The following is a 21,903-nucleotide window of genomic DNA, read 5'->3' as shown; positions in this document are numbered from 1 at the left end:
TGTGAATCTGATCGAGCCAGATCCCCTCACCCCCAACGGGAGTGAACCCACATGGGTATGAAGGACCAGTTCCAGGAGAAGTCCGAGCAGTGGCAGAACCAGGCCCGCCAGAAGGCCGACCAGGCCCGCGAGCAGGTGCAGGGCCGCGGCCGCCGGCGCGACGAGGACATGGACTCGCCGCAGCACCCGCAGCGTGACCGTGACCGTGAGCGGGAGCGCGAGCAGGAGGACCGCTTCGACCAGGACTACGACGCCTGACGTTGCGCGCTGAAGGGAAGGGGTGCCTCGCGCGGGGCACCCCTTCTCGCGTCCTCCGGCTTCCGCACGCCCCGGCCTCCGCACGCCCCGGCCTCCGCACGCCCCGGCTTCTCACGCCCGGGGCGGCAGCTTCGGACGGGAGCGGTCCGGTACGTCGCTGTAAGTCGGCGGCGTCGCCGCAGGGTTGGTCTCCAGCAGCCCGAGGGCCAGCTCCACCGCGTCGGTCAACTGGGCGTGCCGGCCCTCCGCCCAGTCCAGCGGGGTGCGCAGGACGTCGATGTCCGGGGCGACACCCCGGTTCTCCACCGACCAGCCGTACGCGTCGAACCAGGCCGCGTTCATCGGCACCGTGATCACCGTGCCGTCCCCCAGCTCGTGACGGCCGGTCATGCCGACCACACCGCCCCAGGTGCGCTGCCCCACCACCGGGCCCAGCTTCAGCAGCTTGAACGCGGCGATGATCATGTCGCCGTCGGAGGAGGTCGCCTCGTCCGCCAGCGCCACCACCGGGCCCCTCGGCGCGTTCGAGGGGTACGACACGGGCTGTGCGTCGCGGGTCAGGTCCCAGCCCAGGATCGTGCGGCTCAGCGTCTCGACGACCAGCTCGCTGATGTGGCCGCCGGCGTTGCCGCGCACGTCCACGATCAGGGCCGGACGGGACACCTCTATGCGCAGGTCGCGGTTGAACTGCGCCCAGCCCGAACCGCCCATGTCCGGGATGTGTAGATAGCCGCAGCGGCCCCCGCTCAACTGCCTGACCACCGCCCGGCGTTTGGCCACCCAGTCCTGGTAGCGCAACGGTCGCTCGTCGACCAGTGGGACGACGGCGACCCGGCGCGGCGGGCCCTCGCCCTCCGGCGGCTTCGCCGCAGGGGAGAAGGTCAGCTCCACCGTCGTACCGCCCGCGCCCGCCAGCAGCGGATACGGGCCCGTGTCCGGATCCACCGGGCGGCCGTCGACGTGGGTCAGCACCGCCCCCTCCCGGATGCCCGTACCGGCCAGCGGGGAACGGGCCTTGGAGTCCGAGGAGTCGCCGGCCAGGATCCGCTTGACGGTCCAGCCGCCGTCCCGTCGTACGAAGTTGGCGCCCAGCAGGCCCTGCCGCCGCTGGTAGTGCGGCGGGCCCTCACCCCGCCGGGCGGCCGTGACGTAGGCGTGGGAGGTGCCCAGCTCGCCCAGCACCTCGCGCAGCAGGTCCGCGAACTCGTCCGGGGACGCGACCCGTCCGACCAGCGGACGGTACTGGTCCAGCACCCCGTCCCAGTCGATGCCGCACATGCCCGGATCCCAGAAGTACGCCCGGGTCAGCCGCCCTGCCTCCTCGTACGCCTGCCGCCACTCCGCCGCCGGGTCGACCACGTGCAGGATCCGGCGTGCGTCGATCCACACCGTCGTGTCCGAGTCGCCCTGCTCGGTGGCCGGAACAGCGCGCAGCTCGCCCTCGTCGGCCACGACCAGCCGGGTGCCGTCGCCGCTGACCGCGAAGAAGTCCAGGTGGACGGCGAGTTCGGTCTTCCTGGCCCTGCTGATGCCGAAGTGCTCCAGTGTCGGCCGGCCGCTGGTGTCGTCCGGGTTGGCGAAGGTCTCGCCGAGCGCGCCCGAGATCGGCCAGCGCAGCCACACCAGCCCGCCGCCCGCCACCGGACGCAGCGCCGAGTACTTGGAGGCGGCCACCGGGAAGGGCGTGACCCGGCTCTCCAGCCCCTCCACCTCCACGGTCACGGCGGCCCCGTTCTTCCCGTTCTCGTCGCCCTCCACCGGGTCCAGACCCCCGGCCGCCGGGCGGCCCTCCGGGTTCACCGCGAACGGGGACGGCGTCGCCGAGGACAGTGGGACGAGGTACGGGCGGCAGCCCAGCGGGAAGGACAGGTCGCCGGTGTGCACGTCGTAGACGGGGTCGAAGCCGCGCCAGGAGAGGAAGGCGAGGTAGCGGCCGTCGCGTGTGAACACCGGGTTCTCGTCCTCGAAACGGCCGTTGGTGACGTCGACGATGAACCGGTCGCCTCCCGCCGCTGTGCCGAGCCGGGCCATCTTGATCTGCCGCAGGGTGCGCCCGATGCCCGGGTGCGACCAGGTCAGCCACTGCCCGTCCGGGGAGAACGCGAGGTCCCGCACGGGCCCGTTGACCGACCGGATCAGCTCGTCGACCCCGCCCTCGGACTCCTCGGTGACGTCGACCAGCAGCAGTCGCCCGTCGTGCGAGGCGACCGCGAGCCGTTCGCCCTCCGGGTCCGACACCAGCTCGCGTACCCGGCCCAGCTCCCCCGAGGCCAGCCGCCTGGGGCCGCGGTCGCCGCTCGCCCGGGGCAGGGAGGCGATCTCGATCGCGTCCTCGCCCTCCGCGTCCGTCACGTACGCCACCCGGCCGCTCGCGCCGAGCATCTCCGGCATCCGCCCCCGGACGCCCGGGGTGTCGGTGAGGGTGCGGGCCGGGCCGTCCCGGTGGGTGAGCCAGTACAGGCTGCCGCGTACGACGACGGCACTGGCCCGCCCGGTCTCGTCGACCGAGATCCCGTCCACGTGCTGGGCCGCCGCCACCTGGTACGGGCGCCGCCCCGCGCGCGGACCGCCCATCCGCACGTCCAGCCGGCGCGGCTCGGAGTCCGGCGACAGGTCGTCGACCAGCCACAGGTCGCCCGCGCACTGGTACACGACCCGGGTGCCGTCGCTGGCGGCGTGCCGGGCGTAGAAGGCCTCGTGGTCGGTGTGGCGGCGCAGGTCGGAGCCGTCGTAGGCACAGGAGTAGAGGTTGCCGACGCCCTCGTGGTCGGAGAGGAAGGCGATCCGGCCGCCGACGAACATGGGGGAGTGCAGATGGCCGCCGAGACCGGCCAGCAGCCGTTCGCCGTGCAGCCAGAGCCGGCCCGTGGCCCCGCCCCGGTAGCGCTTCCACGAGGCCGGTTCGTGCGGCGGGGTGCCGGTCAGGAGGAGGGACCTGCGCTCTGTGCCGATGTCGGCGACCTGGATGTCGGCCACCGGCCCCCAGGGCAGTTTGCGGCCCGGGTCGCCGTCCGGGGAGACCTTGTAGGCCCAGGTGAAGTACGAGAACGGCTCGCCGTGCGAGGCCACGGCCAGGATCTCGCCGTCGGGGGTCCAGCCGCAGACCCGGGTGTCGATGCTGCCCCAGTGGCTCAGCTGCCGGGCCGGGCCGCCGTCCACCGGGAGGAGATGGACCTCGGGCACCAGGCTGCGCCAGTTCGTGTACGCGAGGTGCCGGCCGTCGGGGGAGAAGCGGGCGGGGCCCGTCCTGGTGCGGTCGACCGTGAGCCGCCAGGCGCGGCCCGGGCTGTCGAGGGGGGCGAGCCAGAGGTCGTCCTCGGCCACGAAGCACAGCAGGTCGTCATGGAGGTGCGGCAGACGCAGATAGCTCACCTCCCCATGCTTTGCCCGGGGGCTTACCGCAGCAAGTCAGGGCAAACTGGGTGCGGTGACCCGCGACACGTACGAAACCGTTTCGTTTCTATCGGGGACTGCGCTACATTCGTCGTGTACGAAACCGTGTCGTTCGCGGCAGGTATCGCAGCAGGGACCGGAGCAGGAAGGTGGCAGGGATGGCCGAGGTCGCCGCCGGGCGTCGCAGCCGGATCACCCCCGAGCGTGAGGCCGAGCTGTACGCGGCCGTGCTCGACCTGCTCCGCGAAGTCGGCTACGACGCCCTCACCATGGACGCCGTGGCCGCCCGCACCCGGTCCAGCAAGGCCACGCTCTACCGCCAGTGGGGCGGCAAGCCGGAGCTGGTGGCGAAGGCGATCCGGCACAACAAGCCGGGCAACATCTCCGACGTCGACACCGGATCCCTGCGGGGCGACCTGCACGCCATCACCTCGCGTGAGGACGACTGCACCATGCAGCAGAACGCCGCACTGATGCGGGGTCTGTTCATGGCGGTGCACAGCAACCCGGACCTCCTCCAGGCGTTCAAGGAACTGCTCATCGAACCGGAGATGGAGGAGTTCCACCGCATAGTGCGACGGGCCGTCGACCGCGGTGAAGTCCGCGCCGACTGCCCGGCCCTGGAGTACATCGTGCACATGCTCGTCGGCGCGTTCGCCACGCGCACGCTGATCGACGACCAGCCGCCGACGCAGGAGTTCCTCATCTCGTACATCGACGCCGTGGTCCTCCCCGCCCTCGGCGTCCCCGCCATCTGACAAGTCCCCTTCAGCAAGCCCTCCACCTGACGTAACCGCTCACGTCGTCGGGCTGATCAGCCCTGCCCAGAAACGACCCCACGACCTGAACGGGAGTAGCCCTCGTGGCGACATTCCTCTACAAACTCGGCCGGCTCTCGTTCCGGCGACGGCACTTCGCGGCCCTGATCTGGGTGGCCCTGCTGACCCTCGCCGGAGTCGGCGCGGCCAGCGCCCCCGCCGCGGGCAACAGCTCGTTCTCCATCCCGGGCACCGAGGCGCAGAAGGCCTTCGACCTGCTGGAACAGCGCTTCCCCGGCGCGAGTGCCGACGGAGCGACCGCACGCGTCGTCTTCAAGGCGCCGGCCGGCGAGAAGATGACCGACGCCAGCAACAAGGCGACCGTCGAGAAGACCGTGCGGGCCCTGTCCGACGGCTCCGAGGTCGTCCGCGTCACGGACCCGTACCAGGCGAAGGCCGTCAGCAAGGACGGCACGATCGCCTACGCGCAGGTGTCGTACAAGGTCTCCGGCATGGAGCTCGACGACGCCGCGAAGGACGCCCTGGAGGACAGCGCGCGGGACGCGCGGGCGACCGGGCTGACCGTCGAGATCGGCGGTGACGCGCTCCAGGCGGTTCCGCACACCGGCTCCAGCGAGATCATCGGCATCGCGGTCGCCGCGGTGGTCCTCGTCATCACCTTCGGCTCGCTCGTCGCGGCCGGTCTGCCGCTGCTGACGGCCCTCATCGGCGTGGGCATCGGCGTCTCCGCGATCACCGGCCTCGCCAGCGCCCTCGACCTCGGCACGACCACCTCCACCCTCGCGATGATGATCGGCCTGGCGGTCGGCATCGACTACGCGCTCTTCATCGTCTCCCGCTACCGCGCGGAACTGGCCGAGGGCCGGGAACGCGAGGAAGCGGCGGGCCGCGCGGTGGGCACCGCGGGCTCCGCCGTGGTCTTCGCCGGCCTGACCGTCGTGATCGCCCTGGTCGGCCTCTCCGTCGTCAACATCCCGATGCTGACGAAGATGGGCATCGCGGCGGCGGGAACGGTGGCCATCGCGGTGCTGATCGCACTGACCATGATCCCGGCGCTGCTCGGGTACGCGGGCCGCAGGGTGAAGCCGGCGGGGGAGAAGGGGAAGCTGCTGGGCCGGGCCGCGAAGGTTCCTTCGAAGAAGCCTTCGGAGGAACCTTCGGAGGAACCTTCGCAGAAGCCGGAGCGCCCCAACCTGGGCACGCGCTGGGCGAGCTTCGTCGTCCGCCGCCCGATCGCGGTCCTGCTGCTCGGCGTCATCGGCCTCGGCGCGGCGGCCGTCCCGGCGAGCTCCCTGGAACTGGGCCTGCCCGACGACGGCTCCCAGCCCACCTCCACCACCCAGCGCCGCGCCTACGACCTGCTCTCCGAGGGCTTCGGACCGGGCTTCAACGGCCCGCTGATGGTCGTCGTCGACGCGAAGGGAAGCGACGACCCGAAGGCGGCCTTCACGAAGGTCGGCGACGAGATCAAGGGCCTGAAGGACGTCGTCACGGTGACGCCGCCGGCGCCCAACAAGGCCGGTGACACGGCGACCATCACCGTCGTCCCCGGCTCCAAGCCGTCGTCCGTCACGACGGAGAACCTGGTGCACGGCATCCGGGACGCGGGTGCGGACATCAAGGCCGACACGGACGCGAACGTCCTGGTCACAGGCAGCACGGCGATGAACATCGACGTCAGCGAGAAACTCAACGACGCGCTCGTGCCGTACCTGGTCCTGGTGGTCGGCCTGGCCTTCCTGCTCCTGATCGTCGTCTTCCGCTCGATCCTGGTCCCCCTGAAGGCGGCCCTCGGCTTCCTCCTCTCGGTCATGGCGGCCCTCGGCGCGGTCGTCGCGGTCTTCCAGTGGGGCTGGCTGTCGGGCCTGATGGGCGTGGAGCAGACCGGCCCGGTCATGTCGATGATGCCGATCTTCATGGTCGGCGTGGTCTTCGGCCTCGCGATGGACTACGAGGTCTTCCTCGTGACCCGGATGCGGGAGGCCTACGTCCACGGCGAGAAGCCCGCCCAGGCGATCGTCACGGGCTTCCGGCACGGGGCGAGGGTGGTGACCGCCGCGGCGGTCATCATGATGGCCGTCTTCGCCGGCTTCATCGGCTCGTCCGAGTCCATGGTCAAGATGATCGGCTTCGGCCTCGCGATCGCGGTCTTCTTCGACGCGTTCATCGTCCGCATGGCGATCGTCCCGGCCGTCCTGGCCCTCCTCGGCCGCAAGGCCTGGTGGCTCCCGAAGTGGCTGGACCGGGCCCTGCCCAACGTCGACGTCGAGGGCGAGGGCCTGCGGGGCCCGGACTCCGACAAGGGGGACGCGGACCGGGAGCTGGTACGCGCCTGACCTGGCAGTTGCTCCGCGAGCGGGTTGCGCTCCGCGCCAACCCGCTCGCGTGGCCCATACACCCACCGCTACCGTGCCCCCCATGACGACGACAGCCGCCACTGACGCCGAGAACTCCGGAGCACACCCCCTGTTCGCGCAGGCCCTGCGGGAGCTGGGGCTCGCCGGTTTGCTCACCCGGATCCGCCGGTTCCCTGAAGCCACCCGTACCGCCACCGAGGCCGCCGCCGCCGTGGGGTGCGAGTTGAGTCAGATCTGCAAGTCGCTGATCTTCGCTGCCGACGGCGTGCCCGTCCTGGTGCTCATGGACGGGGCGTCCCGGGTGGACCTCGAGCTCGTGCGCAAGGAGCTCGGTGCGGAGAAGGTCACCCGGGCCAAGGTCGATGTCGTACGGGAGACCACCGGGTACGCGATCGGTGGCGTGCCGCCCTTCGGGCACCGGACGAAGACGCGCGTGCTCGCCGACCGGTCCCTGCTCCGGCACGAGACCGTCTGGGCCGCCGCCGGGACGCCGTACACCGTCTTCCCCATGGCACCCGAGGACCTCGTCGCCCATGCCGGCGGCACGCTCGTGGACGTGCGCGAGAGCGCCTCGTGACGCCGCTGGTCACAGCCGCCGTACTGCTCGCCGCCGTCACCCACGCCAGCTGGAACGCCATCGCGCACAAGATCACCGACAAGCTGGCCGGGTTCGCGCTGATCTCGGGCGGTGGGCTGCTCATCGGGCTGGCCATGGCGCCCTTCGTGGCGTTCCCGGCGGACCGGGCCTGGCCCTACCTGCTCGGTTCCGCCGTCATCCACATCGCCTACTACGCACTGCTGATGACGTCCTTCCGGCTGGGCGACTTCGGGCAGGCCTATCCCATCGCGCGCGGCACCGCGCCCCTCGTGGTGACGGTGCTCGCGGCGGTCTTCGCCGACGAGGTGCCCGACAGGTGGGCCGCGGCCGGTATCGCCCTGTCCTGCGCGGGGCTGACCGGCGTCGCCCTGTGGGGCCTGCGCGGGCACCGGCCCGACTGGGCCGCGATCGGAGCGGCCCTGGCGACCGGGCTGGCGATAGCGGCGTACACCGTCGTCGACGGGCTCGGCGTGCGCGCCTCCGGGTCCTCCCTCGGGTACATCGCCTGGCTGTTGGCGGTCCAGGGGGTCGTGATCCCGGCGTACGCCGTGAGCCGCTGGCACGGGGGGACCGTGGCGACCCTGCGGCCGTTCGCGGGGATCGGGCTGGTCGGGGCCGCTCTCTCCGTCGCCGCCTACGCCCTCGTGCTGTGGGCCCAGACCAAGGCCGAACTCGCCCCCATCGCCGCCCTGCGCGAGTCGTCCATCATCGTGGGCGCCGCCATCGGGGCCGTGTTCTTCAAGGAGCGGTTCGGGGCGCCGAGGATCGCCGCGGCCGGGCTGCTCGTCGTCGGGATCGGGCTGATGCTGCACGCCGGATGAGGCGGGAACGGACGGGTGCGCCCGACCCGCCGGAGGAGCACCCTGGAACTAGGTGTTCCGGAGGTGATCGTCATGATGCACACCAGTGTGGGATGGCACGTCGAGATGGAGTTCAGGGAAGACGACCAGCACACCCGGGCGGTCGCGATGGTCCGGCTGCCCGACGGCAGCGAGGTACGGGCGCACGGGCACGCCAGCCGGCACCAGACCGACGTCAATCAGCCCAGGGTCGGGGAGGAGATCGCCGCGGCCCGGGCGCTCAACGAACTCGCCATGCAGTTGCTGACCAAGGCCCACGGGGAGATCGACCAGGCGTCCGGTCGGACGTCCCACCCGATCCACGTCTAGAGCCGCCTCACATACTGATGGCCCCCCGCACCGCCCGCACCAGCCCCTGCGCCCGCGGATCCGCCGTCACCGTCTTGCGGAAGCCGTTGGTGACGTAGCCGAAGGCGATCCCGGTCTCCGGGTCGGCGAAGCCCAGGGCGCCGCCGCGGCCCGGGTGGCCGAAGGAGCCCGGGGTGAGGAAGGGGGAGGCACTGCCGTGCAGCATGTAGCCGAGGCCGAAGCGGGTGCCGACCACCAGGACCCGGTCGGGGCCCGCCGACTCCTCGGCCCGGGCCAGTTCGACCGTCTCCGGTGTGAAGAGGCGGGCGGTGCCGGCCGTGTCGCCGATCAGCGTCGCGTAGAAGCGGGCCAGTCCGTCCGCCGTCGCTATGGCGTTGGTCGCGGGGAGGGCCGCCGCGCGGTAGGCCGGGTCGTTCTGGTCCGGGAACGGGGTGATGGCCGCGAAGGCCCGGCGGGTCAGGGACGCCGGGTCCTCGTAGGCCTCGGTGACGGAACGCTTGGGGCGGCTGCGCAGGCCACCGGCCGGCTCGGGGCCCTCGACGCGGCCCGTGCGTCCGACCCGGCCGGCCTCGGTCTCCGGCAGGCCCAGCCAGAGGTCCAGGCCCAGCGGGCCGGTGAGCTGTGAGGCGAGCCAGTCGCCGGTGCCCTGCCCGGTCACCCGCCGTACCAGTTCGTCCAGCAGCCAGCCGTAGGTGAGGGCGTGGTAGCCGTGGTCGGTGCCGGGCTCCCAGGCGGGGGCCTGGGCGGCGACGGCCTCGGGGCCCCGGAGCGGGTCGAGGGCCTGCTCGGGGGTGAGGGGCCGGTCGAGCACCGGCAGGCCGGCCCGGTGGTTCAGGACGTGCCGGACCAGCACCCGTTCCTTGCCCCGCGCCTTGAACTCGGGCCAGTAGTGGCCCACCGGCGCGTCCAGGTCCAGCTGTCCGCGCTGGTGCAGCAGCAGGAGTACGGCGGCGGCGACGCCCTTCGTCGCCGAGCGCACGACCTGGGCGGTGCCGTGCTCCCAGGGGGCCGTGCCGTCGACGTCCTTCGTGCCGGCCCACAGGTCGACGATCCGCTGCCCGTCCCGGTAGACGGCGACCGCCGCGCCCCGCTCCCCGAGCGACTGGAAGTTCCTCGCGAACGCTTCCCTGACCGGCTCGAAGCCCTCGGCGACTGTGCCGTGCACGTCCACGTCCGTACTCCTCGTCTCGCTGCGGTGCTCCCCTTCACCCAAGCAGGATCGTCACGTCGATGTTCCCCCGGGTCGCGTTCGAGTACGGGCAGATCTCGTGGGCCGCGTCCACCAGCTTGGCCGCGAGGTCGGGGTCGAGGACCGGGAGGGAGACGCTGAGGGCGACCGCGAGGCCGTAGCCGTGCTGCTTGTTGGGGCCGATGCCGACCTTGGCGGAGACCGTGGAGCCGGTCAGGTCGTAGCCCTCGCGGTTGCCGACGAGGATCAGCGCGTTGTGGAAGCAGGAGCTGTAACCGGCCGCGAAGAGCTGTTCCGGATTGGTGCCGTTGCCGTCGCCGCCGAGCTGCGGGGGCATCGCGACCCTGAGGTCGATGTGGCCGTCCTGGCTGGTGACGTAGCCCTCGCGGCCGCCGTGGGCGGTGGCCTCGGCGACGTACATGATCTTCGTCGGGCGGGTGTCGACGGCGGTGCCGTCAGTCATGCTGTCCTCCCCCACAAACAAGTGCGCACAAACACATCGTGCACAAGGTACTGACCGGTAACCGGTCTGGTGCGACCAGGGGGATGCAACCGGGGGTAACCCTTGTGATCAGCGGGCTCTGTCCGCCGCCGACCCGGCCCGCTCAGCCAGCCGCCACAGCTCCTCGCGGAGCCGCGCGACCTCCGTGTCGTCGAGCCCCGTCGTGGTGAGCAGCGCACCGGGCACGCGCGCCGCGCGCTCCCGGAGTTGCTCCGCGCGCTCGGTCGCGTCCACGAGCACCGACCGCTCGTCCCGCGCCGACCGCTCACGCCGTACGAGACCCGCGCTCTCCAGTCGCTTGAGCAGCGGCGACACCGTCCCGTAGTCGAGCCGCAGCGCCTCAGCCAGCTCCTTGACCGGGGTCTCGCCGCGCTCCCAGAGGACCAGCAGGACCAGGTACTGCGGGTAGGTGAGGCCCAGTTCGTCGAGGAGCGGACGGTACGCGGCCGTCACCGCGCGCTGGGCGGCGTACAGCGCGAAGCACAGCTGCTGGTCAAGCAGCAGTGAGGCACCCCGACTCGTGGTCTCCTCGTTCGTCACGCGCCCATTGTCACGGACGGGCTCTGTCACGGACGGGCCGGAGCGGCCGGTACGGACCGGGGGTCGAAACCGAACGGCAGCTCCAGGCGGTGGGCGCGCATCAGTTCCTCGTCGGAGAGCAGCTCACCGGTCGCTCCGTCCGCTGCGATGACGCCGTCGCTGAGGATCAGGGAGCGCGGGCACAGCTCCAGGGCGTAGGGGAGGTCATGGGTGACCATCAGCACGGTCACGTCGAGGGAGCGGAGGATGTCGGCCAGTTCGCGGCGGGAGGCCGGGTCCAGGTTGGAGGAGGGCTCGTCGAGGACGAGGATCTCCGGCTCCATGGCCAGGACGGTCGCGACGGCGACCCGGCGGCGCTGGCCGAAGGAGAGGTGGTGCGGCGGACGGTCCTTGAAGTCGGCCATGCCGACCCGCTCCAGCGCCCGGTCCACGCGCGCCTCCAGCTCCGGCCCCTTCAGCCCGGCCGCCGCGGGCCCGAACGCCACGTCCTCCCGCACGGTCGGCATGAAGAGCTGGTCGTCCGGGTCCTGGAAGACGATGCCGACCCGGCGCCGGATCTCCGCCATGTGCTGCCTGCCGACGGGCAGCCCGGCGACCTCCACCGTGCCGGTGCCGCCGGCCAGGATGCCGTTGAGATGCAGGACGAGGGTCGTCTTGCCGGCGCCGTTCGGCCCGAGCAGAGCGACACGCTCGCCGCGCGCGATCGAGAAGTCGACGCCGAAGAGGGCCTGGTGCCCGTCGGGGTAGGCGAAGGCGAGGCCCGAGACCTCGAGGGAAGCAGTCACAGGGACCATCCCAGCAGACAGACGGCGAGCGCGGACACCGGGAGGGCGAGGGCGTACGACCACTGCGCCCGGGACGCGGTGACCTCGTCGATGACCGGCATGGCACCGGCGTAGCCGCGGCTGACCATGGCCAGGTGGACGCGCTCACCGCGTTCGTAGGAGCGGATGAACAGGGCGCCCGCCGACTTGGCCAGCACGCCCCAGTGCCGGACGCCCCTGGCCTCGAAGCCGCGTGACTCCCGGGCGATCCGCATGCGCCGCATCTCGTCCGTGATGACGTCGCCGTAGCGGATCATGAAGGAGGCGATCTGCACGAGGAGGGGCGGGAGCTTCAGGCGCTGGAGGCCGAGCAGCAGCTCGCGCAGTTCGGTGGTGGCGGCCAGCAGCACCGAGGCGGCGACGCCCAGCGTGCCCTTGGCGAGCACGTTCCAGGCGCCCCACAGGCCGTTCACGCTCAGGGACACGCCGAGGACGTCGACCCGCTCGCCCTCCGCCACGAACGGCATGAGCACCGCGAACGCGACGAACGGCACCTCGATCAGCAGCCGCCTGAGCAGGAACCCGGCGGGCACGCGCGCGGCGTACGCCACGACCCCCAGCAGTACGGCGTACAGCCCGAAGGCCCACATCGCCTCCCGCGGTGTGGACACCACGACCACGACGAAGGCGAAGACCGCGGCGAGCTTGGTGTGCGGCGGCAGGCCGTGCACGGGCGAGTGCCCGTGCCGGTAGAGCTTGTGCGCGTGCCCTGCTCCCATGTCAGACGCTCGTGGTGGTCGTGGTGTCCGACGGGGAGGTGGAGTCCGAGCGGCGGCGGCGCACGGCCCAGAACACGCCGGTGCCCGCGACGACCGTGACACCCACGCCGATGGCGCCGGCCAGCCCCCCGGACAGGCGGGCGTCGGTGACGTCCTTGACGCCGTAGTCGGCGAGCGGGGAGTCGGCCGCCGAGTGCTCCTCCGCCTTCTTGTCGATGCCGTGGTCGGTGGCGACCTTCTCCAGGCCGTCCGGGTCGGCGGAGGCGTAGAAGCTGACGAACCCGGCCAGGACCAGGGAGGTGACCAGGCCCGCGGCCCAGACCTTGCGCTGCGAGGTCCGGGCGGCCGCGGGGGCGGGCTCGGGCTCGGTGCCGGGCGCGTCGACCAGTTCGCCGTTCACCCGCAGCTTGAGCTTCCGCGTGAGGCCACGCGCCCCGTACACCAGGTCCGGGCGTACGGCGATGACCGCGCCGACGGTCAGCGCGGTGATCACGGCCTCGCCGATGCCGATGAGCAGGTGCACGCCGACCATGGCGGTGGCGACCTTGCCGATCGACACGTCGGTGGTGCCGCCGATCGCGTACATCAGGGTGAAGGCGAGGGCGGCGGCCGGGACGGAGAGCAGGGCGGCGGCGAAGGAGGCGACCGTGACCGACCTGCGGGTGCGGGGCAGCACCTTCACCAGGCCGCGGAAGACGGCGTAGGCGACGACCGTGGTGACGATCGCCATGTTGGTGATGTTCACGCCGAGCGCGGTCAGGCCGCCGTCGGCGAAGAGGATGCCCTGCATGAGCAGGACGACGGAGACGCACAGGACCCCGGTGTAGGGGCCGACGAGTATCGCGGCGAGCGCGCCGCCGAGCAGATGGCCGCTGGTCCCCGCCGCGACGGGGAAGTTCAGCATCTGCACCGCGAAGATGAACGCCGCCACGAGGCCGGCCAGCGGTGCGGTGCGCTCGTCGAGTTCGCGGCGTGCGCCGCGCAGGCTCACGGCGACGGCGCCCGCGGCGATCACACCGGTGGCGGCGGAGGTGGGCGCGTTGATGAATCCGTCAGGTACATGCACCGTTCGATGATGTGGCTTGATGCGAATGGTTTGCAAGAGCGTGCTGCTTGTTTTATCCCACTCCAGATATTCCGCCTCAAAGGGTGCAATCCGGAAAATATGGGAAATTGAAGAGGGGGCGGACGCACAGATTCCGCCCACGTGGCGCACGGTGAAGGGACCGTCCGATGTCCGTAGTCGAGCAGTACGCGCGAGCCCACATCGTCACGGACGCGTCCGTCCCGCTGATCGATGAGCTGGAGGCGATCCCGGTCACGCTGCGGTACGACCCGGAACGCGACCCCCGCGCGGTGCGCATCGGCCTCCCCGGGGCCGACGCGCGCGAGTGGACCTTCGGCCGCGAGCTGCTGGAGGAGGGACTGCGCGCCCCCACGGGCAGCGGTGACGTGCGGGTGTGGCCGTGCGGGCGGGTGCAGGCCGTGGTGGAGTTCCACTCCGCGGAGGGAGTGCTGGTGGTGCAGTTCGAGCGGCAGGCGCTGCTGCGGTTCCTGCGGCGGACCTACATGGCCGCCGCGGAACCCGTGACGCACTGACCCACTGAACCCGCGGCTCAGCCGCCCATCTTCAGCAGTGCCGCCACGATCGGCCCGGCCGTCGATCCGCCGTGGCCGCCCTGCTGGACCACGCCCGCGGCCGCCAGGTCGCCCCGGTAGGCCGTGAACCAGCCGTTGGGCTTCTTCTGCCCGTCGACCTCGGCGGAGCCGGTCTTCGCGCCGACGTCACCGCTCACCCCGGCCATCGCCTCCGCGGCCGTGCCGTAGTCGGCCGTGTACGACATCAGCTCACGCATCTGGCCCAGCGTGCCCGAGGACATCGTGCGCGAGGCCTTCGCGAGCCCCCGCCCGTCCACGTCCGGGGAGACCAGGTACGGCTGGTGGAAGGTGCCGGACTTGATCGTCGCCGACACCGACGCCATGTTCAGCGGGTTCATCCGGACCCCGCCCTGCCCGATCAGCGAGGCGCCCTTCTGGGCCGCCGACTGCACCGGCACCGCGCCGTCGAAGGACGGCACACCGACGGCCCAGTTGTTCAGTCCCAGGCCGAAGACCTGCTGGGCCTGCTTGGTGAGGTCGTCGTCCTTCAGCTTCGGCGCCTGGCTGATGAAGGCCGTGTTGCAGGAGCGGGCGAAGCTCGCCTTGAACGTGCCGTCCTTGATCTCGAACTTGTCGTCGTTCTGGAACTTCCAGTGCCCGTACGTGAAGTACTTCGGGCACGGGTGCTTCTTGTCCGGGGAGGCCAGGCCCTTCTCCAGCAGCAGCGACGAGGTGATGACCTTCATCGTGGAGCCGGGGGCGAGGGAGCCCTGGAAGGCGGTGTTGAAGCCGGGCGAGGCGTTGGCGGCGGCCAGGATCTCGCCCGTCGACACCCGCATCAGGACCACCGACGACTTGGCCTTCTTCGCGACCTGCTTCTCGGCGGCGGCCTGGAGGGCGGGGTCCAGCGTGGTCTTCACCGTGCCCGGCGTGCCCTCGCTCAGCTCCAGCAGGGTCTTGTCGGACAGGTCCTTGGCCTTGGCGGCCTTTCCGCGGACGACCCGGAGCTCGATGCCGGCCTTGCCGCCGGCCTCCTTGCCGTACTTCTCGCGCAGCCCGTCCAGGACCGGGCCGAGCGAGGCGTACTTCTCCTTGGTCAGCTCACCGCCGTCCCGGTCGAGCGCCTTGACCGGGGGCGTGCCCGCCTCGCCCGTGACCAGGGTGTCGCCGTCCTTCAGATCCGGGTGGACGACCGCCGAGTGCCAGTCCACCAGCGGCTTTCCGTCGCTGGTGCGGCGCACCACGGTCAGCGCGCTCTGGTACGCCAGCGGCTTCTCGGTGTCCTTGTACGCCACCGTGCCCTTGACCGAGAACGGCACCTTGTCACCGGTGGGCGTGCCCGGGGTGACGGTGACGTCCTTGACGTGGGCGTCCTTGGTGTAGCCGGTGAGCAGCAGCTTCGCCGCGGCCGGGTCGTCGGTGGCCGCGGCGGCCTGCGGGACCTTCCCCGCCTGCCAGGAGGTGAGGAAGGCCCGCGCGGTGGTGGTGACCTCGGACGGTGACAGGGGCCCGGTCTTCACCTTGGGTTTCTGGTCGGCGGAGGACGATCTGGACCCGTCGTCGGCCGCCGCGCCGCCGCCGTACAGCGCGTAGGCGCCGAATCCGGCTCCGCCGACGACCACGGCGATCATCCCGCCGATCACGGCGGGCTTCGTCTTCCGTCGCTCGGCGACGCGCCTTCTGTTGCCCACTGCTGTCCGTTCCTCCGCGAATCCCAGGGTCCCCGATGCCCTCAGCTGTCCCAACGACGGCCACCACCCTAGAGTCCCGTCCGGCGGGGATGAGATCAGCCGCCGGTTCGTAGCACGGCTGCGACAATCGGACCGGCCGCGTCGCCGCCGTGACCGCCCTCCTCCGTCATGGCCGCGGCCGCGATGTCGCCCCGGAATCCGGTGAACCAGCTGTTGGACTTGGCGTTGCCGTCGACCTCGGCGGAGCCGGTCTTGGCGCCGATGTCACCGCCGAGTCCCCGCATGGCCTCCTGGGCGGTGCCCTGGGTGGCGGTGAGCCGCATCATCTGCTTGAGCTGGGCGGCGGTGCTCGCCTTCAGGCCCTCGGCCCGGGCGAGCTCACGGTCGTCCAGTTCCGGGGAGACCAGATAGGGCTGGCGGAACGTGCCGGTGATCGCGGTCGCCGTCACGGAGGCCATGTTCAGCGGGCTCATCTGGACCTGGCCCTGCCCGATGGCGCCCGCCGCCCGGTCCGGGCCGCTGACCGTCGGGACACGGCCGTCGAAGGAGGCGACCCCCGTCTTCCAGTTGTCCCGGCCGAGACCGAAGCGCTCCTCGGCTTCCTCGGTCAGGGAGGCGTCGGTGAGCGGCTTCTCGTCGATGAGCTTGATGAAGGCGGTGTTGCAGGACCGCATGAAGCTGCCCGCGAGCGTGGCGTTCTCGTCGGGCTTCATACCCTGAAGGTTCTTGAAGGTCTGCCCCTGCCACATGGCGTCGGACGGGCAGGGCGCCGGGCCGTTCATCGAGGTCACGCCGTTGTCGATGAGCATCGCGGCGGTCATGATCTTCATGGTGGAGCCCGGGGCCGCCTGGCCCTGGAAGGCCGCGTTGAAACCATCCGTACGGTTGTTCGCCACGGCCAGCACCTCGCCCGTGGTCGGCTTGACGGCCACCACCGACGACTCGTCGAACCGCTTGACCGCCTTCTCGGCCGCCGCCTGCGCGCTCGGGCTGATCGTGGTGGTGAGCTTGCCGGGCTTGCCCTCGGCGAGGGTCAGCAGCGGGCTGTCGGGAGCGCCGTTTCCGTTGTGCCGGACGACCAGTTCGATGCCGGGGGTGCCGCCGGCCTTCTCGCCGTACTTCTCGCGCAGGGCGTCCAGGACCGGGCCGAGGGAGGGGTACTTCTCCTTCGTGAGCGCCGAGCCGTCGCGGCCCACGGCCTCGATGGGAGGGCTGGCCGACTGCTCCGTGACGAGCGTGTCGTCCTTCTTCAGCTCGGGGTGCACGACGGACGGCTGCCAGTCGACCAGCGCCCGGCCGGTGGTCACCCCGCGCACGACCGTCAGCTCGCTCTTGTAGCTCAGCGGCTTGGACTTCCCGTCGTAGGACACCTTCGCCTTCACCGTGTACGGCACCGTGGTGCCCTTCGCCCGGCCCGGTGTGATCTTCACCTCGGTGATGTGCGCGTCGTCGGCGAAGGCGGTCAGCAGCCGATCCGCGGCCGCGTCGTTGTTGGTGTACGACGCCGCCGTCGCGACCGTGCCCTTCTGCCAGGCCGCGAAGAACTTGGCCGTGGTCTCCTCGACCTCGTCCTTGCCGGGCGGGCCCGACCGCTTCTCCGCGGACGCCCCGCTCGTGCCCCCGTCGCCGTTCAGCGCGCTCACGAGGTTGTAGGCCCCGTACCCGGCCCCACCCACCATCACCGCGAACACGCCGCCTATGACGGCGACCTTGACCCCCTTGCCCATAGGACGGTCCCCTCCCCGTTGAGCCTTCCGCGCTCCTTTGAACGCGTTCAGAAAGCTCGGTCCCGTGGGCACTCTATGCGGAAGCGGTTACTGCCGGGGTGGACTTTTCGATTCGTGGCCGAACATAGATCAAACCCATCAGACCCAGGTGTCCAGCCACATCCGCGACCGCCAGTCGTCGATCGGGATGGCCTGGCCGGTGTACAGCGGCCAGAAGTAGATGAAGTTCCAGGCGATCAGCAGGACCAGGACGCCCGCGCCCGTGGCGCCCACGACGCGGCGGGTGTCGGAGGAACGGGGCGGTCCGATGATCGCGCCCAGCAGCATGGCCACCGCCAGGCACAGGAACGGCAGGAAGACGATGGCGTAGAAGAAGAAGATCGTGCGCTCCTGGTACATGAACCAGGGCAGGTAGCCGGCCGCGATACCGCAGGCGATGGCGCCCGCGCGCCAGTCGCGGCGGAGCAGCCAGCGCCACAGGACGTAGAGCACCGCGAGGCAGGCCACCCACCACAGCAGCGGCGTGCCGAGGGCGAGGACCTCGCGGGCGCACTTCTCGCCGGCGTCGGCGGGACAGCCGTCCCGGCCGGGCGCCGGGGACTCGTAGAAGTACGACACCGGGCGGCCCAGGACCAGCCAGCTCCACGGATTCGACTGGTAGGTGTGCGGCGAGGAGAGGCCGACGTGGAACTCGTACACCTGGTGCTCGTAGTGCCACAGGCTGCGCAGCCAGTCCGGCAGGAAGGTCCAGCTGCCGCCCTTGCCGCTGGTCGCCGCCCAGTTGCGGAAGTAGCCGCCGGAGCCGTCGGTCGCGGACAGGATCCAGCCGGCCCAGGAGAGGAGGTAGGTGACGATCGCGACCGGGACCGTGGCGAGGAACGCGAGGCCCGTGTCGCGCCTGAGGACCGCCGCGTAGGGGTGCCGGGCACCGGCCACCTTGCGCGAGCCGACGTCCCACAGGACCGCCATCAGGCAGAACGCGGCCAGGATGTAGAGACCGTTCCACTTCGTGCCGATGGCCAGGCCCAGCATCAGGCCCGCCCCCCAGCGCCAGGGGCGCCACCCCAGCCGGGCCGTCTCCGCCGTGTGCCGGTCGGGACGGACCCGGCCGTCGGCATCCACCGGGAGCGCCGCGGCGAGTCTCGCGCGGGCCCTGTCCCGGTCGATGAGCAGACACCCGAACGCGGCCAGCACGAAGAACATCAGTACGCCGTCGAGCAGCGCCGTGCGGCTCATCACGAAGTGCAGCCCGTCCACCGCCATCAGCGCGCCCGCCAGACAGCCCAGGAAGGTGGAGCGGAACAGCCGCCGGCCGATCCGGCACAGCAGCAGCACGGAGAGCGTGCCGAGCAGCGCGGTCATGAACCGCCAGCCGAACGGGTCGAAGCCGAACAACAGCTCGCCGAGCCCGATCACGTACTTGCCGACCGGCGGGTGCACCACGTAGGCCGCGTCGGTCGGGATGGTGACGTGCCCGCCGGACGAGAGGACCAGGTCGTTGGCGTTCTTGTCCCAGTTGACTTCAAAACCGCGGTGGACGAGCGCCCACGCGTCCTTCGCGTAGTACGTCTCGTCGAATATCACGGCCTTCGGGTTGCCCAGGTTCCAGAACCGCAGCGCCCCCGCCAGCAGCGTGACGAGCAGCGGGCCGATCCAGCCCGACCAGCGCACCAGCCGCACCGCCCGCGTGTACGGGATGCCCAGCGCGGCCCACAGGCGCGGGCTGGGCTCGGTGTACGGCGGCACCAGGCGGTCACGGACGTCACGGGGCTCACGGGCGTCGCTTGCGGGCTGCTGATAGCCGAAGCGGCGCAGCCGCTGCTGCCAGGACGGCCGCTGCTCGTGCGGCGCCTGGCCCTGCCGGGTGTCCGTGGAGGACGCGGTACTGGTCACCGCGCCATCGTAGGGAACCGTGCTGTGTGAGTCCCGTGCATGGCCGTATGCGTCCGCAACACCCGCCCCTGGGAGGATGGGGGCGTGACCGGAATCCTCGTACTCGCAGGCACCCCCATCGGCGACATCTCGGACGCGCCGCCCCGGCTCGCCGAGGAGCTGGCCGGAGCCGACGTCGTCGCCGCCGAGGACACGCGTCGGCTGCGGCGGCTGACCCAGGCGCTGGGCGTCACGCCCAAGGGGCGGGTGGTGTCGTACTTCGAGGGCAACGAGTCCGCGCGCACGCCGGAACTGGTCGAGGAGCTGGTGGGCGGGGCGCGGGTGCTGCTCGTCACGGACGCGGGGATGCCGTCCGTGTCCGACCCGGGGTACCGGCTGGTCGCGGCCGCCGTCGAGAGGGACGTGCGGGTGACCGCCGTGCCCGGGCCGTCGGCCGTGCTCACCGCGCTCGCGCTGTCGGGGCTGCCCGTGGACCGGTTCTGCTTCGAGGGGTTCCTGCCGCGCAAGGCGGGTGAGCGGCTGGGGCGGCTGCGGGAGGTGGCCGGGGAGCGGCGGACGCTCGTGTACTTCGAGGCTCCGCACCGGCTCGACGACACGCTCGCCGCGATGGCCGAGGTGTTCGGGGCGGAGCGGCGGGGCGCGGTGTGCCGCGAGCTGACGAAGACGTACGAGGAGGTCCGGCGCGGGGGACTGGGGGAGCTCGCCGCCTGGGCCGCGGAGGGGGTGCGCGGGGAGATCACCGTGGTGGTGGAGGGGGCTCCCGAGAAGGGACCGGAGGACGTCGGGCCCGAGGAGTTCGTGCGGAGGGTCCGGGTGCGGGAGGAGGCGGGGGAGCGGCGCAAGGAGGCCATCGCCGCCGTGGCGCAGGAGGCAGGGGTGCCGAAGCGCGTGGTTTTCGATGCTGTTGTTGCCGCGAAGAATTCCGGGTGACGGTGGTCCGTGGCTGGTCGCGCTCACGCGGCGGAGCCGCACATCGATACAGCCCCGCGCCTGAAGTGACGCGTCTTATAAAGGGGCGCTAAATACCCTCTGAGCAGGGCGCTTTTCGTTTGAGCGTGCGCCCCATGGGTGGGCAAAGGGGACCCGCCACTGGGGCAAGGAAGGCCCAAATCGGCGCCAATACTCCAGCAGGTCTGCTGCCTTCCGGCCGGCTGAGGAGTCCACTGGGTTGCGGGGACGGAATCGTCCTCACGCCTCAGCGGACCAACAGGAGCTGGCATGAGTGAGATCGCAGGGCAGACCGGGCTCCGCGCCGGTGCGAACGCCGTCGTCCAAGAGTCGTACTCGTTCGCCTGCATGCGATGCGGGCACGGCTGGGAGCAGTCGTTCGAGATAGAGCACCACACGGACGGCACCGGGCACGAGTTCGTCCTCTACGTCGCGGACGGCAAGGTCGTGCCCTCCCCTCTGAGCAAGCCCACCTGCCACAACTGTGACGGTCACGTCGTGCGGATCATGCGGGCCGGGCGTGTCGCGTCGGCCCGTGACGCCGCGCACCGGCCCCAGCGCGTGTCCCCGGCCGGGCCCGCGCAGACCCCGACGGCGGACGCCGAGACCGGCGACGCGGGCGACCAGGAGAAGCGCGAGCACCACTGGCATCTGTCCGACCTGCTGCACCCCTTCCAGCGCAAGGCGAGCTGACCCGTCCGGCTCCCCTTGTCGACGCCCTTCCCGGCCCTCCCCCATCGGGGAGGGCGTCGCCCTTTCGTAGGATCGGGGCATGCCTTCGAACGACGCCGGCCGACAGGACAAGAACGCGGCCCCGCCCCTCCCGGAACCCCTCCGGGTACCGGTCGCCGACTCCCACACCCACCTGGACATGCAGTCCGGCACGGTCGAGGAGGCGCTGGCGAAGGCGGCGTCGGTCGGAGTGACGACGGTCGTGCAGGTCGGCTGCGACCTCAAGGGCTCCCGGTGGGCCGCCCAGACGGCGGCGGCGTACGACGCCGTCCACGCGACCGTCGCCCTGCACCCGAACGAGGCGCCGCGCATCGTCCACGGCGACCCGGACGGCTGGTCGCGCCAGGGCGCGCGCGAACCGGGCGGGCAGAGCGCACTGGACGAGGCGCTCGCCGAGATCGACCGGCTGGCCGCGCTGGAGCAGGTCAAGGGCGTCGGCGAGACGGGCCTCGACTACTTCCGCACCGGGCCCGAGGGCAAGGAGGCCCAGGAGAGGTCCTTCCGCGCCCACATCGAGATCGCCAAGCGGCACGGCAAGGCCCTGGTCATCCACGACCGCGAGGCCCACGCCGACGTCCTGCGCGTCCTGAAGGAGGAGGGCGCTCCCGAGCGGACCGTCTTCCACTGCTACTCCGGCGACGCCGAGATGGCGGAGATCTGCGCGAGCGCGGGCTACTTCATGTCCTTCGCCGGCAACGTCACCTTCAAGAACGCCCAGAACCTGCGGGACGCGGTGGCGGTGGCCCCGCCGGAACTGCTGCTGGTCGAGACGGACGCCCCCTTCCTCACCCCGGCGCCGTACCGGGGGCGGCCGGGCGCCCCGTACCTCGTGCCGATCACCGTGCGGGCCATGGCCGAGGTGCGCGGCATCGACGAGGACACGCTGGCGACGGCCCTCGCGGCGAACACGGCACGCGCCTTCGGCTACTGATCCGCGGCTGATCCGCCGCCTCCGCCGATACCGCCTCCGCCGATACCGCCTCCG

At 71.5% G+C, this 21,903-nt stretch carries 20 protein-coding genes; 10 read left to right on the top strand and 10 right to left on the bottom strand.

Annotated features, from left to right (window positions below; translation table 11 throughout):
• Positions 1-51: 51 nt before the first annotated feature.
• Positions 52-258: a hypothetical protein gene (locus SSQG_RS16110; protein WP_003990851.1), complete on the top strand. Its 207-nt coding sequence runs from the start codon at positions 52-54 to the stop codon at positions 256-258.
• A 111-nt stretch (positions 259-369) separates the two neighbouring features.
• Here the strand turns inward: SSQG_RS16110 and SSQG_RS16105 are convergent, their stop codons facing one another.
• Positions 370-3,630, bottom strand: coding sequence for a S41 family peptidase (locus SSQG_RS16105; RefSeq protein ID WP_003990850.1), 3,261 nt, complete (start codon positions 3,628-3,630; stop codon positions 370-372).
• A gap of 179 nt (positions 3,631-3,809) precedes the next feature.
• Here SSQG_RS16105 and SSQG_RS16100 point away from each other — a divergent pair, with 179 nt between their 5' ends.
• The 5 genes from SSQG_RS16100 (at position 3,810) to SSQG_RS16080 (ending at position 8,554) form a co-directional block, all read left to right on the top strand.
• On the top strand, positions 3,810-4,409 hold the full coding sequence (locus tag SSQG_RS16100) for a TetR/AcrR family transcriptional regulator (protein WP_003990849.1): 600 nt from the start codon (positions 3,810-3,812) through the stop codon (positions 4,407-4,409).
• Positions 4,410-4,513: 104 nt separating this feature from the next.
• Positions 4,514-6,766 (top strand): MMPL family transporter, encoded by a 2,253-nt coding sequence (locus SSQG_RS16095; protein WP_003990848.1) that lies wholly within the window; start codon positions 4,514-4,516, stop codon positions 6,764-6,766.
• An 82-nt stretch (positions 6,767-6,848) separates the two neighbouring features.
• Positions 6,849-7,364 carry a YbaK/EbsC family protein gene (locus tag SSQG_RS16090; RefSeq protein WP_039932848.1) on the top strand — a complete coding sequence of 172 codons (516 nt, stop codon included), beginning with the start codon at positions 6,849-6,851 and terminating at the stop codon, positions 7,362-7,364.
• A complete protein-coding gene (locus tag SSQG_RS16085; RefSeq protein WP_003990846.1) occupies positions 7,361-8,206 on the top strand; it encodes a DMT family transporter in 846 nt (281 codons plus the stop codon). Before SSQG_RS16090 ends, SSQG_RS16085 begins: the two co-directional genes overlap by 4 nt.
• A gap of 72 nt (positions 8,207-8,278) precedes the next feature.
• Positions 8,279-8,554 carry a DUF1876 domain-containing protein gene (locus SSQG_RS16080; protein ID WP_003990845.1) on the top strand — a complete coding sequence of 92 codons (276 nt, stop codon included), beginning with the start codon at positions 8,279-8,281 and terminating at the stop codon, positions 8,552-8,554.
• Between the two features lie 7 nt (positions 8,555-8,561).
• Here SSQG_RS16080 and SSQG_RS16075 read toward each other — a convergent pair whose 3' ends face one another.
• The 6 genes from SSQG_RS16075 to SSQG_RS16050 form a co-directional block, all read right to left on the bottom strand.
• The gene (locus SSQG_RS16075) at positions 8,562-9,725 is read right to left on the bottom strand and encodes a serine hydrolase domain-containing protein (protein WP_039932846.1); all 1,164 of its coding nucleotides are present in this window, start codon (positions 9,723-9,725) and stop codon (positions 8,562-8,564) included.
• A 34-nt stretch (positions 9,726-9,759) separates the two neighbouring features.
• Positions 9,760-10,206, bottom strand: a complete 447-nt coding sequence (locus SSQG_RS16070; protein ID WP_003990843.1) for an organic hydroperoxide resistance protein — start codon at positions 10,204-10,206, stop codon at positions 9,760-9,762.
• A gap of 108 nt (positions 10,207-10,314) precedes the next feature.
• Positions 10,315-10,785 (bottom strand): MarR family winged helix-turn-helix transcriptional regulator, encoded by a 471-nt coding sequence (locus SSQG_RS16065; RefSeq protein WP_003990842.1) that lies wholly within the window; start codon positions 10,783-10,785, stop codon positions 10,315-10,317.
• Positions 10,786-10,811: 26 nt separating this feature from the next.
• On the bottom strand, positions 10,812-11,579 hold the full coding sequence (locus SSQG_RS16060; RefSeq protein ID WP_039932843.1) for an energy-coupling factor ABC transporter ATP-binding protein: 768 nt from the start codon (positions 11,577-11,579) through the stop codon (positions 10,812-10,814).
• Positions 11,567-12,328: a cobalt ECF transporter T component CbiQ gene (gene cbiQ / locus SSQG_RS16055; RefSeq protein WP_003990840.1), complete on the bottom strand. Its 762-nt coding sequence runs from the start codon at positions 12,326-12,328 to the stop codon at positions 11,567-11,569. Before cbiQ ends, SSQG_RS16060 begins: the two co-directional genes overlap by 13 nt.
• Position 12,329: 1 nt before the next feature.
• Positions 12,330-13,394: an energy-coupling factor ABC transporter permease gene (locus SSQG_RS16050; protein ID WP_003990839.1), complete on the bottom strand. Its 1,065-nt coding sequence runs from the start codon at positions 13,392-13,394 to the stop codon at positions 12,330-12,332.
• Between the two features lie 167 nt (positions 13,395-13,561).
• Between SSQG_RS16050 and SSQG_RS16045 the strand changes: the two genes are divergently transcribed.
• Positions 13,562-13,927, top strand: a complete 366-nt coding sequence (locus SSQG_RS16045) for an SsgA family sporulation/cell division regulator (RefSeq protein WP_003990838.1) — start codon at positions 13,562-13,564, stop codon at positions 13,925-13,927.
• 17 nt (positions 13,928-13,944) lie between these two features.
• Here the strand turns inward: SSQG_RS16045 and SSQG_RS16040 are convergent, their stop codons facing one another.
• The 3 genes from SSQG_RS16040 to SSQG_RS16030 all read right to left on the bottom strand — a co-directional run bounded on the left by SSQG_RS16040 (position 13,945) and on the right by SSQG_RS16030 (position 19,238).
• Positions 13,945-15,618: a penicillin-binding transpeptidase domain-containing protein gene (locus tag SSQG_RS16040; protein ID WP_003990837.1), complete on the bottom strand. Its 1,674-nt coding sequence runs from the start codon at positions 15,616-15,618 to the stop codon at positions 13,945-13,947.
• A 95-nt stretch (positions 15,619-15,713) separates the two neighbouring features.
• A complete protein-coding gene (locus SSQG_RS16035; RefSeq protein WP_003990836.1) occupies positions 15,714-17,345 on the bottom strand; it encodes a penicillin-binding transpeptidase domain-containing protein in 1,632 nt (543 codons plus the stop codon).
• A 138-nt stretch (positions 17,346-17,483) separates the two neighbouring features.
• Positions 17,484-19,238 (bottom strand): dolichyl-phosphate-mannose--protein mannosyltransferase, encoded by a 1,755-nt coding sequence (locus SSQG_RS16030; RefSeq protein ID WP_003990835.1) that lies wholly within the window; start codon positions 19,236-19,238, stop codon positions 17,484-17,486.
• An 84-nt stretch (positions 19,239-19,322) separates the two neighbouring features.
• Between SSQG_RS16030 and rsmI the strand changes: the two genes are divergently transcribed.
• The 3 genes from rsmI (at position 19,323) to SSQG_RS16015 (ending at position 21,849) form a co-directional block, all read left to right on the top strand.
• Complete coding sequence (rsmI, locus tag SSQG_RS16025) at positions 19,323-20,168, top strand: 16S rRNA (cytidine(1402)-2'-O)-methyltransferase (RefSeq protein WP_003990834.1); 846 nt, start codon at positions 19,323-19,325, stop codon at positions 20,166-20,168.
• 288 nt (positions 20,169-20,456) lie between these two features.
• The gene (locus SSQG_RS16020; RefSeq protein WP_003990833.1) at positions 20,457-20,879 is read left to right on the top strand and encodes a hypothetical protein; all 423 of its coding nucleotides are present in this window, start codon (positions 20,457-20,459) and stop codon (positions 20,877-20,879) included.
• A 79-nt stretch (positions 20,880-20,958) separates the two neighbouring features.
• Entirely contained in the window at positions 20,959-21,849 is an 891-nt protein-coding gene (locus tag SSQG_RS16015) for a TatD family hydrolase (protein WP_003990832.1), read from the top strand.
• The last annotated feature ends 54 nt before the right edge of the window (positions 21,850-21,903 follow it).

Source organism: Streptomyces viridochromogenes DSM 40736, from assembly GCF_000158955.1.
Taxonomy (GTDB): domain Bacteria; phylum Actinomycetota; class Actinomycetes; order Streptomycetales; family Streptomycetaceae; genus Streptomyces; species Streptomyces venetus.
The sequence above is the reverse complement of the archived record's forward strand: the minus strand, read 5'-3'. Positions and strand labels throughout refer to the sequence as shown.

Coding starts and splice junctions, on each gene's coding strand:
- SSQG_RS16020 (WP_003990833.1), top strand. CDS start 20,457: ATGAGTGAGATCGCAGGGCAGACCGGGCTCCGCGCCGGTGCGAACGCC.
- SSQG_RS16015 (WP_003990832.1), top strand. CDS start 20,959: ATGCCTTCGAACGACGCCGGCCGACAGGACAAGAACGCGGCCCCGCCC.
- SSQG_RS16060 (WP_039932843.1), bottom strand. CDS start 11,579: ATGGTCCCTGTGACTGCTTCCCTCGAGGTCTCGGGCCTCGCCTTCGCC.
- SSQG_RS16100 (WP_003990849.1), top strand. CDS start 3,810: ATGGCCGAGGTCGCCGCCGGGCGTCGCAGCCGGATCACCCCCGAGCGT.
- SSQG_RS16090 (WP_039932848.1), top strand. CDS start 6,849: ATGACGACGACAGCCGCCACTGACGCCGAGAACTCCGGAGCACACCCC.
- SSQG_RS16070 (WP_003990843.1), bottom strand. CDS start 10,206: ATGACTGACGGCACCGCCGTCGACACCCGCCCGACGAAGATCATGTAC.
- SSQG_RS16110 (WP_003990851.1), top strand. CDS start 52: ATGGGTATGAAGGACCAGTTCCAGGAGAAGTCCGAGCAGTGGCAGAAC.
- SSQG_RS16080 (WP_003990845.1), top strand. CDS start 8,279: ATGATGCACACCAGTGTGGGATGGCACGTCGAGATGGAGTTCAGGGAA.
- SSQG_RS16045 (WP_003990838.1), top strand. CDS start 13,562: ATGTCCGTAGTCGAGCAGTACGCGCGAGCCCACATCGTCACGGACGCG.
- cbiQ (WP_003990840.1), bottom strand. CDS start 12,328: ATGGGAGCAGGGCACGCGCACAAGCTCTACCGGCACGGGCACTCGCCC.
- SSQG_RS16035 (WP_003990836.1), bottom strand. CDS start 17,345: ATGGGCAAGGGGGTCAAGGTCGCCGTCATAGGCGGCGTGTTCGCGGTG.